Source organism: Stenotrophomonas sp. 2201_Sma (assembly GCF_056486685.1).
In genome coordinates this window covers 488,320-503,563 of the sequence record NZ_CM151329.1, presented here as the reverse complement: position 1 = coordinate 503,563, position 15,244 = coordinate 488,320, and the positions used below count along the sequence as shown (strand labels likewise).

15 protein-coding genes and 1 pseudogene are annotated in these 15,244 nt (G+C 67.8%); 3 read left to right on the top strand and 13 right to left on the bottom strand.

Annotated features, from left to right (window positions below):
* Window positions 1-155 precede the first annotated feature (155 nt).
* The gene (locus ACZLIF_RS02290) at window positions 156-770 is read left to right on the top strand and encodes a hypothetical protein (RefSeq protein WP_053518857.1); all 615 of its coding nucleotides are present in this window, start codon (window positions 156-158) and stop codon (window positions 768-770) included.
* Window positions 771-809: 39 nt separating this feature from the next.
* Here the strand turns inward: ACZLIF_RS02290 and ACZLIF_RS02285 are convergent, their stop codons facing one another.
* The 9 genes from ACZLIF_RS02285 to ACZLIF_RS02245 form a co-directional block, all read right to left on the bottom strand.
* Window positions 810-1,154: a hypothetical protein gene (locus tag ACZLIF_RS02285; protein WP_128988041.1), complete on the bottom strand. Its 345-nt coding sequence runs from the start codon at window positions 1,152-1,154 to the stop codon at window positions 810-812.
* A 32-nt stretch (window positions 1,155-1,186) separates the two neighbouring features.
* Entirely contained in the window at window positions 1,187-1,954 is a 768-nt protein-coding gene (locus ACZLIF_RS02280) for a LytR/AlgR family response regulator transcription factor (protein WP_128988042.1), read from the bottom strand.
* Complete coding sequence (locus ACZLIF_RS02275) at window positions 1,944-3,206, bottom strand: sensor histidine kinase (RefSeq protein ID WP_053518853.1); 1,263 nt, start codon at window positions 3,204-3,206, stop codon at window positions 1,944-1,946. Before ACZLIF_RS02275 ends, ACZLIF_RS02280 begins: the two co-directional genes overlap by 11 nt.
* Before the next feature lie 160 nt (window positions 3,207-3,366).
* Window positions 3,367-5,016, bottom strand: a complete 1,650-nt coding sequence (locus tag ACZLIF_RS02270; RefSeq protein WP_128988043.1) for a M28 family metallopeptidase — start codon at window positions 5,014-5,016, stop codon at window positions 3,367-3,369.
* 54 nt (window positions 5,017-5,070) lie between these two features.
* Entirely contained in the window at window positions 5,071-6,339 is a 1,269-nt protein-coding gene (locus tag ACZLIF_RS02265; RefSeq protein WP_065175393.1) for an RNA polymerase sigma factor, read from the bottom strand.
* Between the two features lie 45 nt (window positions 6,340-6,384).
* A complete protein-coding gene (locus ACZLIF_RS02260) occupies window positions 6,385-6,741 on the bottom strand; it encodes a DUF1428 domain-containing protein (protein WP_053518847.1) in 357 nt (118 codons plus the stop codon).
* 30 nt (window positions 6,742-6,771) lie between these two features.
* Window positions 6,772-7,182, bottom strand: a complete 411-nt coding sequence (locus tag ACZLIF_RS02255; RefSeq protein ID WP_128988044.1) for a VOC family protein — start codon at window positions 7,180-7,182, stop codon at window positions 6,772-6,774.
* Between the two features lie 38 nt (window positions 7,183-7,220).
* A complete protein-coding gene (locus ACZLIF_RS02250) occupies window positions 7,221-7,643 on the bottom strand; it encodes a VOC family protein (RefSeq protein ID WP_128988045.1) in 423 nt (140 codons plus the stop codon).
* A 51-nt stretch (window positions 7,644-7,694) separates the two neighbouring features.
* Window positions 7,695-8,108, bottom strand: coding sequence for a YciI family protein (locus ACZLIF_RS02245; protein ID WP_053518842.1), 414 nt, complete (start codon window positions 8,106-8,108; stop codon window positions 7,695-7,697).
* A gap of 181 nt (window positions 8,109-8,289) precedes the next feature.
* On the opposite strand from ACZLIF_RS02245, the gene ACZLIF_RS02240 reads away from it, so the two are divergent.
* Window positions 8,290-8,694 carry a YciI family protein gene (locus ACZLIF_RS02240; protein ID WP_065175397.1) on the top strand — a complete coding sequence of 135 codons (405 nt, stop codon included), beginning with the start codon at window positions 8,290-8,292 and terminating at the stop codon, window positions 8,692-8,694.
* Here ACZLIF_RS02240 and ACZLIF_RS02235 read toward each other — a convergent pair.
* The 4 genes and pseudogenes from ACZLIF_RS02235 to ACZLIF_RS02220 form a co-directional block, all read right to left on the bottom strand.
* Entirely contained in the window at window positions 8,672-10,750 is a 2,079-nt protein-coding gene (locus ACZLIF_RS02235) for an SMP-30/gluconolactonase/LRE family protein (RefSeq protein WP_128988046.1), read from the bottom strand. The genes ACZLIF_RS02240 and ACZLIF_RS02235 overlap by 23 nt on opposite strands.
* A 9-nt stretch (window positions 10,751-10,759) precedes the next feature.
* Window positions 10,760-12,112, bottom strand: coding sequence for a hypothetical protein (locus tag ACZLIF_RS02230; RefSeq protein ID WP_128988047.1), 1,353 nt, complete (start codon window positions 12,110-12,112; stop codon window positions 10,760-10,762).
* 133 nt (window positions 12,113-12,245) lie between these two features.
* On the bottom strand, window positions 12,246-13,022 hold the full coding sequence (locus ACZLIF_RS02225) for a lytic transglycosylase domain-containing protein (protein WP_065182540.1): 777 nt from the start codon (window positions 13,020-13,022) through the stop codon (window positions 12,246-12,248).
* 42 nt (window positions 13,023-13,064) lie between these two features.
* Window positions 13,065-13,404, bottom strand: a pseudogene (locus ACZLIF_RS02220) (D-serine/D-alanine/glycine transporter); the annotation flags it as partial.
* 221 nt (window positions 13,405-13,625) lie between these two features.
* Here ACZLIF_RS02220 and ACZLIF_RS02215 point away from each other — a divergent pair.
* On the top strand, window positions 13,626-15,242 hold the full coding sequence (locus ACZLIF_RS02215; RefSeq protein ID WP_053518830.1) for an EAL domain-containing protein: 1,617 nt from the start codon (window positions 13,626-13,628) through the stop codon (window positions 15,240-15,242).
* The last annotated feature ends 2 nt before the right edge of the window (window positions 15,243-15,244 follow it).

Sequence of the window (15,244 nt, the reverse complement as noted above, 5' to 3'; positions counted from 1 at the left end):
GGGCACTGTGCTGCATCGCACAAAACTTCACCCGACCGGACAAGACCCTTACGGCGCTTGGCGTTCCGCCCATTGCACCGCTCGCTGGAAGTGCTAGAACTGAACCCGCCACACCGTCCAACGCTGATCGACGCACGTTCCACAAGGAGCCAGCCATGATTGCTTTGTTCAAGGGTTTGGGAATTCTGCTTCGCGACAACGAGCTCTACAGCAGCCCGTTCGACAAACAGGTCGCGCACTGGCGCAATCTCAGCGAGCAGCAGATCCGCGATGAAGTGGCGGTGCTGGCCCAGGCCAAGTGCCAGTGGCTGATCGCCTCCATCATCGGCTGGCAGGCGGCGTCGCTGGTGATTCTGGGCCTGATCGCCAACTACCTGTGGCGTGACGACTTCCATATCACCTTCACCCGCGTGGTGATCGTGTTCGGCTCATGGGTCTCGATCCTGTTCGTGATCTGGTTCATGGCCAACATGTTCGACCAGCAGGCCGGCTTCGAGCGCTGGATGAAAGCCTTCAACAGCCGGGCCCGCATCAGTTCCAAGGCCGACAGCGTCGAGCATGTGGCCGAGGCGCTGGACCTGGCCGAGCACTACCCGGAAGTGCTGGACTACAAGCAGGCGGTCACCGCCAGGCGCGAGCTGCGCCACGAGGACATCCGCATCATGACCGAGATCGGACGGATGAAGCAGCACTCCGAACTGGTCGGGCGGCTGAACCATGTAGGCGAAACCGAACACCATCACGAACTGACGCTGCAGCCTGCCTACTGACCCTTGCGGAAAACGGGGGGGTCCACAATGCCACCGTGATCACTCACGGTGGCATTGTTCTATCGGGTCCTGGCTGACGCATTGGTGGAAGCCCTCGGGCAGGCCTCGCATGGTTTCGGTTTGGCCTACGGCCACCGAAAAACGCCGCAGGGGCGGCGTGGCGCAGGTGGCCTCGGTGCTGCAGTCCGGATCCAGCACGAGATAGTGGCACCTGCCACTGCTGCTGGCGATGCATTGGAACCGCGCCTGACCATCGACGACGGTGCCCTTGCTGTACAGCGTGTCCACGCCGTTGGCGCGCGCGCGGGTAATCGAGGAATTGCTGGATTTTTCGCAGCCGGCCAGTGCCAGCAGCACAGCACACACAAGCAGCAGACGGGGCATGGTCATTCCTCGGGGCAGATGCAACGTCGCGGCTACATGCCGCGGAACAGGCTCATGAAGGGCTGGCTGACCACCAGCGTTTCCGGCCGCTGGCGCAGGCGCAGCACACCGCGCCCGGTATCGTCGCGACTGACCGCGGCGACGGATTTCATGTTGACGATGGTCGAGCGGTGGATCTGGCGGAAGTGCTGCGGATCGAGCACTTCCAGCAGTTCGCGCAGCGGGGTGCGCAGCAGGCTCTCGCCGGCGGCGGTGATCACGGTGGTGTACTTGTTGTCCGCGCGGAAGTAGACCACGTCCTCCAGCATGATCAGCTGGGTCTCGCGGCCATTGCTGGCGGTGATCCACGCCAGCGGCGGGCGGTCACTGTTCTGTCCCGGTCCCAGACGCTGCAGCAGGCGTTCCAGCACCGCGTCATCGTGGCGCGTGGACGGCAACCGCGCCAGGAGGCGCTCGCGCGTGGCCAGCAGGCGCTCATCGCTGACCGGCTTGAGCAGGTAGTCCATCGCACCCTGTTCGAAGGCATCGATGGCGTACTGGTCATAGGCCGTGACGAACACCACCTGCGTGCGCGGGCTGAGCTCGGACAGTGCACGCGCGACCTCGATGCCGGTGATGCCCGGCATGCGGATGTCGAGGAACGCGATGTCCGGCTGCTTCTCGGCCAGCTGCTCCAGTGCACTGGCGCCGTCTTCGCACTCGGCCACCAGCTTCAGCTCCGGCCACAGCCGGCGCAGCTGGTCCACCAGCGACTGCCGCAGCAGTTCCTCGTCCTCGGCAATCAGGGCTTCAAGCGGCATGGCTGCGCTCCTTGCTGGATGGCGGCAATGTCATGGTCGCGGCAACGCCACTGGGGAAATTGGCGACGATCGCTACGCCGGACTGCTCGCCGCAGGTCAGGCGCAGCCGCTCGCGCAGGTTCTTCAGGCCAATGCCGGTGCCACTGGTGGTGCCTTGGCTGAAGCCGAGCCCATCATCGGCCACGGTCACCGTCACGTGGTCGTCGAAGCCGCGCGCCAGGATCCAGATCGTTCCACCTCCGGGCTTGGGCTCCAGGCCGTGCTTGATCGCGTTCTCGACCAGCGTCTGCAGCGCCATCGCCGGCAGCTTCACCGCATGCAGTTCCGGCGGCACCTGCACCTCCACCGCCAGCCTTGCGCCCATGCGGATCCGCAGGATCTCCAGGTACGCGCGGGTACGCTCCAGCTCCACGCCGAGGGTCGACATCGATTCGTCCACCTGCGGCAACGAACTGCGCAGGTACTGGATCAGGTGTCCCAGCATCTGCTCGGCCCGCGCCGGATCGGTGCGGGTCAGCACTTGGGCATTGGCCAGCGTGTTGTACAGGAAGTGCGGCTCGACCTGCGCGTGCAGCAGGTTCAGGCGCGCCACCGACAGCTCCTTTTCCACCTGGGTCTGCTCCGCGGCGGCCTGCTCGGTGCGGCGCTGGTCGGCCACCCGACGGCTGATCGCACGGGTGACCGCTTCGGCATTCTCGTAGTTGCTGCCTTCGTCCAGCGCCAGCAGATCGGCCCACCAGCCCGCATCGGGCTCGAACAGCAGGGTGACGGTACTGGTGCCCTGCCCGGGCGTGACCGTGGCCAGCACGCCGTTGCGCTTGATCGCCAGCCGCGCGGGCAGGTTCCAGCGCGAGGGCTGGCGGCCGTTCCAGGGGTCGACGCGGCGCACGTAGGCGCGCACCTGCAGGCTGCCGGCCGCGCTTTCCACGTCCTCCACCCGGGGCAGCTCGGCCACGGCCGCCTCGACCACGGCAAAGGCCTGGCCGGCATCCATCGGCAGTTCCACCTGCCGACGCTGGCGCCCGGACAGCGTGCTCGCGTCCAGGCGCCCGGCCACCAGCCAGACCCGGCGCACATGGCTGATCGCACTGCCCAGCGCGGTAATCATCAGGAACATCGCCAGCAGGCCGAAGATCCAGCCCGGGCCATCGTTCATGCCGCTGAAGATGCCGCTCCAGACCATGCCGGCCACGACCAGCGCCGCGGCCCAGGCCAACAGATGACGGAAAATGAGAGTGAGGCTGGCGAACACGGCGGCGCCTTGGTGAAAGGGGTAAGCCGAGCATAGGGCGGCCTGCCGGGCAGACAAGCGGCCTGCGACGAAGTGCGGGAAAGCCGCGATGGAACCCCTCACGGAAACGCCGGGCGTGGCCCGGCGCTACCGGGGGGGCGGGGCAGCGCCCCGCCTTCCCTTACTTCCGCTGCCCCGCGCTTTCGTCACGCACGGCGCGGAACGACTCGTCCTTGCTCCAGTTCGGCCAGCTGCGCGAGTTCGCCAGCTGGTTGCCCAGGGTGTACAGCACCTCCAGGTCGCGGGCGGCGCCGGCGAACACCCAGTCCGGCTGCCACTCGTCGCCCTGCTGGTGGTAGCGCTTGGCGGTGTAGTCCTCCGAGGCCTTCCTGCCAGCAGCCACACCCCCGTCCACCCAGTCCTGTCCGGCCGACCAGGACAGCGCCGGCACGCCGCGCTTGGCGAACGGGAAATGGTCAGAGCGGAAGAACAGGCCCGCTTCCGGCTTCGGATCGGGCGTATAGCGGATGTCCCAGCCCTTGGCCACCTCTTTCAGCTGGTCCAGCAGCTCGAAGCGCGCGGCACCGTAGATGCCGAAGTCGCGCGAGGGGCCGAACGGCGCCATGCCATCCATGTTGATCACCGCCACGGTCTTCTCCAGCGGATACAACGGGTGGGTCGCGTAGTACTCCGAACCCAGCAGGCCCTTTTCTTCGGCGGTGACCGCCAGGAACAGCAGCGAGCGCTGCGGCTGCTTGCCCTTGGCGAAGCCACGGGCCAGTTCGATCAGCGAAGCGGTGCCACTGGCATTGTCCAGCGCACCGTTGAAGATGCGGTCGCCGCGGGCATCGGGCTCGCCCACGCCGATGTGGTCCCAATGGGCGCTGTAGATCACGGTCTCGTCCGGGTGGCTGCTGCCTTCCAGCCGCGCCGCCACGTTGTGCGAGGTGATCACTTCGGTCTTCACCGCATACTTCGCGTCCAGGCTGGCGCCGGTCAGCGTGACCGGCGTGAAGTCGCGCTGCTGCGCCTTTTTCTTCAGTGCCTCGAAATCCTGGCCGGCCGCGCGGAACAGGTCCACGGCCAGGTCGCGCTGGATCCAGCCTTCCAGCAGGGGGTGACTGTCGGCCGGGTTGTCGCGCACCACATCGAACATGGTGTTGGTGTTGGAGCCGGCGACCGTGGCCCAGCCGTACGAGGCCGGTGCGGTCTCATGCACGATCAGCACGCCCAGCGCGCCCTGGCGTGCGCCTTCCTCGTACTTGTAGGGCCAGCGGCCGTACCAGGTCATGCCCTTGCCGTCGAAGTCGCCCTTGCCGGTCTCGAAGTCCGGGTCGTTGATCAGCACGACCGCGATCTTGCCCTTCAGGTCCACGCCCTTGAAGTCGTCCCAGTTGCGCTCCGGGGCCTTCACGCCGTAGCCGAGGAAGACCAGCGGCGCCTTGCTGATGTCCACCGTGCTGGCGCCGTTCATGGCCGCGCGCACGGCGATCTGCTTGCCCTGCTCCAGCGCGATGGTCCTGTTACCCTGATGCAGGGCCAGCTGCGGCGTCCCCACGATGTCGCCCTTGCGCAGCGGCACGGCCTGGGTCCACAGGCGCTTGCCATCCTTCAGGTCGCCACCCGGCTGCAGGCCGGCGTCGGCAAACTGCTTGCTCAGGTAGGCGATGGTCTTCGCTTCGCCCGCCGTGGCCGGCGAACGGCCCTCATAGGCGTCCGAGGCCAGTTCCTTCACGTCGGCGGAAATCCGCGCGCCATCGAATTTCGGCGTGGCCGCCATCAGCGCGCCCGACACCGACAGGGCCAGCACGCCCAGTGCTACTCGCTTCATTGCTCTCTCCAGCAGGGAAATCCCAGCCGAGTGTACAAAAGGGGCCCGAGGGATTTAAGGCGCTTTTGGCACTGTCGGATGGGCCCGCGCCAGCAGGTGATCGCGTTCGCGCACGTTGTCGGTGAGCGCGGCAGCGGCCTGGAACGCCTGCCGGGCGTCTTCGACCCGACCCAGGTGCTGCAGCACTTCGCCACGGACGACCTGCAACGGTGCGTAGTCACGCAGACGGTCATCGGAGAGCAGCGGCTGCAGATGCGCCCAGGCAGCGAACGCGCCCTCACTGCGCAGGATGGCTACCACCCGGTTCAGCGCCACCACAGGCGAAGGCTGGATCTGCAGCAACCGCGAATACAGCCCGGCGATGCGCGCCCAATCGGTCTGGTCGGCCTGGCGCGCCGTTGCGTGGCACTCGGCAATGCAGGCCTGCAGCACGTAGGGATCGTCGCTACCGCCGGCCGACAGCGCGCGCGCCAGCGCCTGCCGCCCGCGTTCGATCTGCAGCCAGTCCCAGCGTGCGCGGTTCTGCTGGTCCAGCAGCACCGGCCGGCCCTGCGCATCCACCCGCGCCGCGGCGCGCGAGGCCTGCAGTTCCATCAGTGCCAGCAGTCCCAGCACGGCGGCGGCCGGCATGCGGTGGGCGAGAATGCGCGCCAGGCGAAGCGCCTCCTCGCACAGCGCTGGTCGCATCCAGTCATCGCCGGCACTGGCGGCGTAGCCTTCGTTGAACACCAGGTAGATCGCTTCCAGCACGGAGGCCAGGCGCGCGGGCAACGCCTCGGCACGCGGCACTTCATAGGGCACCTGCTTCTGCGCGAGCGTGCGCTTGGCGCGCACCACGCGCTGGGCGATGGTCGGTTCCGGCTGCAGGAACGCGCGCGCGATCTCGCTCGTGGTCAGCCCGCCGAGCAGGCGCAGGGTCAGCGCCACGCGCGCGTCCGCGGGCAGTACCGGATGGCACGCCACGAACATCAGGCGCAGCAGATCGTCGCCAAGATCGTCTTCCAGCGCGGTGCTGTCGTCCGGTGCCGGCAGCGCGGCCGGATGCAGTGCCTCGCCCCACTGCGCATGCTGCTGCGCCACCCGCTGGTGCTGGCGCAGTACATCGATGGCCCGGTTGCGCGCAGTGGTCATCAGCCAGGCTCCAGGATTGTCCGGGATGCCCTGCTCCGGCCAACGCTCCAGCGCAGCCAGCCAGGTGTCCTGGGCCAGTTCCTCGGCACGGCCGACATCACCGCCGAGCAGCCGCGCCAGGCGCGCGATCAACACTGGCGATTCCATCCGCCAGAGAGTCTCCAGGCGCTGGGTCAGGGAGGGCTCGTGCATGCGCCGATCACAGCATGCACGTTCCCGCCGCACAAGCACCGGCAGTCACGCTTCGACGATGGGCCTGAAACCGCCCCAGAACATCCGCCGGGTATCGAACGGCATGTCCTTCGGGCCGATGCCGGCCAGGCGCGGATCGGCCATCACCTTCGCGTTGATGCGGTCACGTGCCGCACGCGATCGGAACACCACGAAGGCCACGATCACGGTCTCGCCCGGCTTGGCCTTCACCGCACGCGGGAACGAGGTCGACGTGCCGGGTTCCACGTCGTCGGCCACGCATTCCATGTACTGAAGCGCACCGTGATCCTTCCACACCGCACCGGCCTTGCGGGCAAGGCGGCGGTAGGCCGCGACCTTGTCCTCGGGGCACGGCAGCACATAGGCATCGACGTAAGCCATGAGCGTTCTCCTGTCGTCGGGCGTGGCCGCTCAGCCCGGCTCGCCGTCCATGTGGGCGATTTCCCAGAGATGTCCGTCCAGGTCCTGGAAGCCACGCTGGTACATGAAACCATAGTCGCGCGCCGGCTGCGGTTCACTGGCACCGGCGGCAAGCGCCTTGTCCACCATCACGTCCACCGCGTTGCGGCTGTCGGCGGACAGGCAGGTGATCACCTCGGTCTGCGCCTGCGCGTCGGCGATCGCCTTGGTGGTGAACTGCTGGAAGAACGGCTTGACCAGCAGCATCACGAAGATGCTGTCGCTGACCACCATGCAGGCCGCGTTCTCATCGGTGAACGCCGGATTGAAGTGGTAGCCCAGTGCGGCGAAAAAGGCCTTGGACTTGTCCAGATCCTGCACGGGCAGGTTGACGAAGATCATCTGCGGTTGCGGTGTGCTCATTGTTCGGGTTCCCTGGAAAATGGAAAGAAGGCGGGCGATCAGGGCTGCTTCATGCAGTTGACCATCCACGGCTTGCCGTAGCGATCGGTCAACATGCCCCAGCGGTGCGCCCAGAACGTCTCGGCGATCGGCATCTGCACCTGGCCCCCATCGGCCAGCGCAGCGAACGCGCGCTCGGCTTCCTCGATGCTGTCGACATCGACATTGATGGTGGTCGAGCCGCCGTCGCCGGCACCGGGGCCGTCGGCGGCCATCAGGATGGCACTGCCGATTTCCAGCTGGCTGTGGGCCACGTGGTCAAGGGTGTCGGCCGGCATCTCGTTGCACCCCGGCGAGCCGTCGGAGGGAGGCATGTCGCGGTACTTCATTTCCGAGGTGACCTGGCCACCCAGGGCCTTTGCGTAGAAGGCCATCGCCTCGTGGGCCTGGCCGCTGAAGCCAAGGAAGGGAATCAGTTTCATCGGGGTGCTCCGTTCGGTTGAAGATGTCGAGTGTTCGCGGCGCGGCGGGGCTCAGCCTTCGAGCTGCTCGCGCAGACGCTGTTCCTGCTGCTGTAATTCGGGGGTGAAGGCTTCGCCGAAGTCTTCGGCGGAGATCAGCGGGCGCACCTCGAGCGTGCCACCACTGCCAAAGGGGGCGCGGCTGGCCCATTCCACAGCCTCGTCGAGCGAGCGGACGTTCCACAGCCAGAAGCCTGCGATCTGGTCGGCGACGGGCGCGAACGGGCCGCTCTCGACCTGCGGTCCAGCGCCGCCGAAGTGAATGCGGCGGCCACGCGCGGTGGCATGCAGGCCTTCACCGGCCAGCATGATGCCGGCGGCAACCAGCTGTTCGTTGTAGGCGCCCATGGCCGTCAGCTCCTGCTCGCTGGGCAGGCGTCCGGCTTCGGAATCGGCGTTGGCTTTGACGATCACCATGACTTTCATGTGGGTCTCCCGTGGGGCGCAGGTGCGCGCCCTTCACTGTTACAACGAACGAGGGGACGGGGAATCGACAAATTCTGAAAGTTTTTTTTGGGGGGGACCGGCGGGCCGGTCTCCCGCGCTGCAACATGCTCCGGCGCAAACCTGCGCGATCATGCAGGTCCGCCCCCGCCAGGATCGCGCCATGCAGCAGTACCTGCTTCTGATCTACATCGAACCTGCCTTGCTGCAGGCCCTGCCGACCGAGGCGTTCAACACCTTGATGCGCGACTGCCTGGCCCACGCCGACAGGCTGCAGGCCGAAGGCACGCTGCTGCTGGCGCAGAAGCTTCAGCCGGTGGATACCGCGCAGACCCTGCGCGTCCGCGATGGCCACAGCCGGGTGCTGGATGGCCCGTTCGCCGAAACCCGCGAGCTGCTGGCCGGCTTCAATCTCATTGTGGCGCGCGACCGTGACGAGGCGATGCGCATCGCGCGCGAGTTCCCGTGGGCACGGTTCGGCAGCATCGAAGTGCGCCCGCTGGAGGACATGGACGCCGAGCGTGAGCGCTGCGGCGCCCCGCCCGCTATGGCAGCAGCCGTACTCTGACCTCGCGCTTGCCGATGCCCTCGTTGCCGCTGTAGTCGCGCACGCTGGCACGCACGATGTAGTCCCCCGGCGGCAGGGCTGCCGGCTGCCAGCGACCGGTCTCCATCAGGCCATCGCGCACGGTGTTGGTGACCAGGTAGCGGAAACGGGTGACGGCGCTGCCGTGCACCGTGATGCCGCTGTCCGGTGCGTAGGCAACCTTTACGGCGGCATTCTGCGGCGGCATGCGGTTGAACACGATGTTCCAGCGCGGCTGCTCGTAGCCCTGCAGCGGCCGACCGGCCGCATCCAGGATCTGGTAGCCCACCTGGTACGCGCCCAGCCTGCGCCGGGCCAGGTTGTTGTCGACCTGGTCCCAGGCCTCGACCACGATCTGCACGCCCCGTCCCTGCCGCGCGACCATCACGCTGCCGTCGCTCCCCGCCGTCATCGGTTGGTCGTTGGCGTCCAGCAGCGCCACATCGGTGATGCGCGGCGCGAAGTGATCGGCGAAGTTGCTGAACCCCAGCGCGACCGCGTTGGTTTCAAAGCCGCTGGTGCCTACCGCCAGATGCACGTGCGCCTGGCTGTTGATGCTGCCCAGGCGATCGCCCACGTGGATGCGCGTGCCCCGGCGCACGCGGATGCGTTCCAGCGCGCCCTGGTCGTCATACAGCGCCTGCCAGCGCGCGTCGAACGGTTCCCCGCGCGGCGTGCGGCCCACCCGCATGTGGATGTACTTCAGCCGGTCCACCGCCAGCCCTTCGCCCTGCCCGCCCAGGCTCCAGCTGGCCACCGGGCTGCTGATCTTGCCCTCGGCAATGGCCAGCACGGTCTGGCCGACATCGCCGCGCACATCGAAGCCGCCGTGCAGATGGTGCCGGCTCTCACCCCTGAAATTACCCCGCACCTCGCCCAGCGTGCCGACCACTTCGTGCCAGCCCTCCTGCGGTGCCAGCGGCCAGCGCCCGGCCGTGTCCGGCAGCGCTGCGTCAGCGGCGGGTCCAACCAGCGCAGGGGCCGGAAGCTCGCCCACCGGCAGCGGCCGCAGCCGATGCAGCCGGTATCCGGCCGCGTCGGCCACCAGCAGGCTGCCATCCGCATCCAGCGCCAGGCCGCTGGGGCGCGCCAGCCGCGGCAGTCGGTCATTACCGACCAGTGCGATCTGGTGGCCCTGTGCGGTGACCTGCACCACGCGTCCCTCAAGGTCGCCCACGTACAGCACGCCATCATGGGTCGCGGTCAGCGACAGCGGCCCGTTGATGGCCCCGCCACTGCCGACCCACGTGCTGACCGTGCCATCGGCACCGACACGACGCACCGCGTTGTTGAACAGATCCGCCACCAGCAGGACCCCGTGCGCGTCGAAGGCCAACGCCACCGGTGTATCGAACCGCGCCTCGCCTCCTGCCGCGTCGATGAAACCGGGCCGATCGCCCCCGGCGAGGGTGCGCACACTGCCGTCGGTGCCGATCACCCGGATCCGGTCGTTCCAGGTATCGGCCACGTAGATCTGCCCCTGCGCATCCACGGCGATACCCATCGGCGCATCGAAACGTGCCTGCGCGCCGGGACCGTCGGCGTACCCCTGCTCGCCGCCGGCCACCGTGGTCACCTGGCCATCGACGCCAATGCGGCGGATCGCATGGTTGCCGGTGTCGGCCACGTACAGATTGCCCTGTGCATCGGCGGCGATGCCGGACGGCGTGTGGAAGCGTGCCTGCAGTGCCGGGCCATCGACGCGACCTTCGCCCTGCCCGGCCACGGTCTCGACGCGGCCATCGGGCAGGCGGCGGCGGATACGGTTGTTGTCGCCGCCATCGGTGAAGTAGACGCTGCCATCGGCCAGCCGCAGCAGCGCGTAGGGATCGGCGAAGCGCGCCTGCGCGGAGGCCCCATCCCGATCACCCGGATGGCCATCACCGGCCAGCAGTTCGATCTGCGCGGTCCATGCCAGCGGCGTCGGCGCCGGTCCCGCAGGTGTCTCGGGGTGGGGTTCGTCCGGCAGCCAGAAGGTAGCTGCCAATGCACCGGCGGTTGCCACCGCAACCGCCGCCATCCAGTATCGCCGCGCCATCGTGTTCCATCATTCAACGGGGAGCGACGAACTTAGCCAGTAGTTCCACCAATGCCAACCCGCATCGGCCTCAGCCGCACGCTCGGGTGCTGTTGCAGCGCGCACTTTTATTTCGTCAGGCCAGGCATCGCTGTGCTTCAGCGGCCCTACCCTGCGCTCGCACAGCGCAGCCTGGTTGGCCGGCTCCAGCGCGGTGTCGAGCAGCAGCGCGTCCGCGAACAGCTTCCAGTCGCCATCCTGCATGTAGGACGCTACCGCATGGGGATGCGATCTCAGCGCGGGCTGCGGAAACGCGACGGCCCACACCTGCTTTCGCCCGTGCGATTCGCTGCTGCGCAGGTCGCGCCGTACCGCTGCGCAGGAATAGCGGATGTGGGTGGCCATGCAGGTGTTGCCCGCCATCCTGCACGACCCCAGCCGGCGGCCCTTGCCGGTGGCGAAATCGTGCCGGCTCAGGCCCAGGATCAACCGGTCGGGGATCGTGCCGAAGGTCTGCTCCAGGCGCGGATGATGGTAGTTGGCCATCGCCGTCGGCGGCTGCGCCGGTACCAGCATGGCCATGCGCAGGTTGCGCAGCGGCGGGAATCCATAGCCATCCAGACCGGCAGCGCGACGGTAGTAGGCGTCCTGCATGCCGCGCAGCGGCGAAGAGCCGTTGCCCAGTGCGTTGTTCATCACGTACGCACCCGAGCTGTGGGTGAACACCCGCAACGGCATGTCCCTGTTGTCCACACCCGCCAGCACCCTGCGCAGCTCCAGCCCCACGTAGGGCCCGTTGAGCTGGGCGGCGCCCCAGATCCGGAACGCATTGCCATGCAGGCCATCCCAGTACACGCGCACGAATGACAACGTCTGCCCGCTGGCCGCCCCGCGCTCGCGGAAATCACGCTCCACCCGTTCGTACCAGGCGGCCGCCTCGCGGTAGTCGTTGTTGTAGCCGTGCACCAGCAGCACCACCACACGGCCGTCCTCCGCAGCACGATCCAGCTGCTGCGAGGCGCGCGCACGCAGCACCTGCTGGATCTGCTGCCAGGTGTCGGTGAAGGCGGCGTCGGGCGTCACCCCGGTATCGGCAAGCAGGCTGCGCCACGCCGCTGCCGAGGCGGCACCTGGCACCGCCGACTGCTGGTAGAGATGCCGGAGCGTCGCGAACTCCGCCGACGACGGGCGTGCCCCTTCCAGCATCTGCTGCACCGGCACCGCCACGCTGGCCGCAGGGTAGAGACTGCCCTCACGGTCCAGGAACAGCGCGGTTGCGTCCTGTCGTCGTTCGGCGTCGCGATACAACACGTTCTTGCTGGCACAGCCATTGCATGCGATCGCGAACAGCAATGCCGCGACCACGCTCCCGATAGGCTTCATGCACATCCCCCTGTGGATTCGATGCTGCAGGCCGGATCGTCCCTCGACGCCCGGGCCGGCGCTCCCCCGCCCACCCGTGCAGCGCCATCCTGCCGCGGCCGAGGGGCATCCACAATCACCGTCCGACGAGTGGCTACTTTGCCGGCACCTCGATGCGGATGCCCATCGCCTCGCGATAGCGCGTGTACAACGCCATCACCTTGTCCACGTAGGCCAGCGTTTCCGCGTAGGGCGGTACGCCCTTGTAGCGGGTCACCGCGCCGATGCCGGCGTTGTACGCGGCCGCGGCAAGCGTGCGGTCGCCGTTGTAGCGGCGCAGCAGCGCGCGCATGTAGCGCGCGCCACCGTCGATTGACTGCTGTGGCGAGAACGGGTCGCTCACCCCGTACTCCAGTGCGGTCTCGGGCATCAGCTGCATCACGCCCTGGGCGCCCTTGCTGGACACCGCCAGCGCGTCGAAGTTGCTTTCTGCGTGGGCGATGGCACGCAGCCAGGCATCATCAACACCGGTCGCCTTCGCTGCCGCCCTGAACTGCCGCGCGTGCGGCGCCAGCTGCGGCTTGCCGACCCGGCCCAGGCCCTCATGCGCAGGCTCGCCCGGCGGCGTGGCCACGGTGAATTTCAGGAACACCCGCGAGCCCGGCAGATTGCGGGTGGAATAGACCAGCCGGCCGTCCTGCTCACGTTCGTACAGCACGCCGCTGAACACCCCCATGTTGCCCCACAGGTTCGGGGTCTGGATGGCGTTGTCGTCGATATCTCGCGCGGTGCAGCGCGAACCGGGTTCCGGCGCGGTGGCCAGGCTGACGGTGTTGCCCTGCACGCAGCGGTACACCGTGCGCGCAGCCGCCGTCCCGGCCCACAGGAGGGACAGCAGCATCAGCGCAGCGAGGACGGGGCGGCGGGTCATGGCGGCCGGATCATCCGGCCGCCCCCGCTAACGATGGGTGAATGCGGTGGCGGCCGCGCCCCTGACGGGTAACAGCTGCTCGAACGGGCGCTTGTCCTGCACCACCTGCCGCCACGGCGTCACGGCGTCACGGCGTCACGGCCATGATCGCCACCAGCGCATGCACGTAGAAGATGATGATGCGCGCCAGAATCGAGTTGATCGCCCTGGGCAGGTTGCGCTCCGGCTCGGCGGTTTCAGCGGCGGTGGTTCCCACCAGCTCGATACCGACGAAGCCGAACACCGTAATCTGGACACCGGCGAAGAAGGCGACCACTCCCATCGGGAACATGCCACCGTCGTTCCGCCGCTTGGCCAGCGACGCGGTGCGCCCGCATGGCGCCGAATCGGCGGGCGAAGCGTCCGACGGTCGTCCTCCCGGGCCGGTTGCGCCAGCTGGGGACGGGCTGAATCCGGCAAAGTTGGCCGCTTTCACCACAATGTGACCGAATACCTGATTCGTCCCATTCCGCCCGGCGCGGCGGCATGCTCAGATAGCCGCATCTGCCCAAGGATCGGCCCGACCATGCGCCCTGCCCTGCCTGCCTTGCTGGAGCCCCGGACGTGAGCCGACTGCGGATCATCATCGGGGGAACCGCGCTGGCGCTGCTGGCGGCGGCCATTCCCATCGCCGTCATGGCCTACGCCACGTGGGACCGCGCCGTGAGCGTGGAGCAGCAGCGCCTGCATGACATCGCCGAACGCACCCTGCGGCGTGCGGACCTGTCCTACCAGGAAGCACTGGCCGCACTGAAATCAGCCGAGGCCACCGCACTCCCCGCCTGCAGCCCGGAGCACATCCGGCGCATGCAGACGCTGGTGATGACCACCCCTTCGGCCGATCAGCTGGGCTATTTCGAAGGCGGCAAACTGCGGTGCACCTCATGGGGGCCGTTCCTGTCCGACGTGAACCAGCCCAGGCCGGACCACGTCACCAGCGACGGCGCCGGAATCGCGGTCGATGTGCGTCCCGAGACCAGCGGCCGCCGCAAGGTGCTGTCGATCCTGTATGGCTCCTACGACGTACTGGTCGATCCCCGCCGCTTCGTCGATGTCATCGTTGATCCGAACGTGCGGCTGGCCCTGGCCAGCCCCGACGGCCGCCTGCTGGCCCGGCAGAACGACATGGATCCGGCGCTGCTGCAGAGCCTGCTGCGCGATCCCGGCATTGGTCTGGACCAGAACACGCTGTACGCCACCGCTCGCAATGAAGAATGGCTGGCCATCGCCACCACCCCGCGGACCGCGCTCACCGCCAGCTTCCGCCAGCAGGCGTGGCTGTTCGTGCCGCTGGGCGTGCTGCTGGCCGCCGCCGGTGCCGGCCTGGTGATCTGGTTGTCGCGCCGCCGGCTGTCGCTGCGGGGTGAACTGGCCACCGCCATCCGCCGTCGCGAGCTGTACCTGCATTACCAGCCGATCATCGAACTGGACACCGGCATCTGCGTGGGCGCCGAAGCGCTGGTGCGCTGGCAGCGTCCGGACGGCACCCAGGTGCGTCCGGACCTGTTCATTCCGCTGGCCGAAGAGGCCGGCATGATCGGCGATGTCACCGATCTGGTGATCGAGAACGTGGTGCGTGACCTGCGCGAACTGCTGGTCGGCGATCGCAGCGCGCACGTGGCGATCAACCTGGCGGCCGAAGACATCAGCAGCGGCCGCGCGTTGAAGATGATCGCCAAGCACATGACCGGCAGCGGCATCCTGCCGCAGCAGATCTGGATGGAGGCCACCGAGCGCGGCTTCCTCGACCTGGACCGCGCCCGCACGATGCTGGCCGCGGCGCGCCGCGCCGGCCACAGCGTCGCCATCGACGATTTCGGCGTGGGCTATTCCAGCCTGCAGTACCTGGCACAGCTGCCACTGGATGCGCTGAAGATCGACAAGTCCTTCGTCGATGCGATCGGCACCGACAGTGCCACCAGCCCGGTCACCCCGCACATCATCGGCATGGCACGCGAGCTGGGCCTGTGGGTCGTGGCCGAAGGCGTGGAGACCGAAGCACAGCTGGCCTATCTGCACAGCCAGAAGGTGCAGTTCGGGCAGGGCTGGCTGTTCTCCCGGCCGCTGCCACGCGACGAATTCGTGGCGTTCCACCACAAACGGCAGCAACGCTATGGCGCAGCGCGCGAACAGATGCAGAACCCGCGCAGCGTACCGATCGAACAGGAGCCACTGCCGTAAGC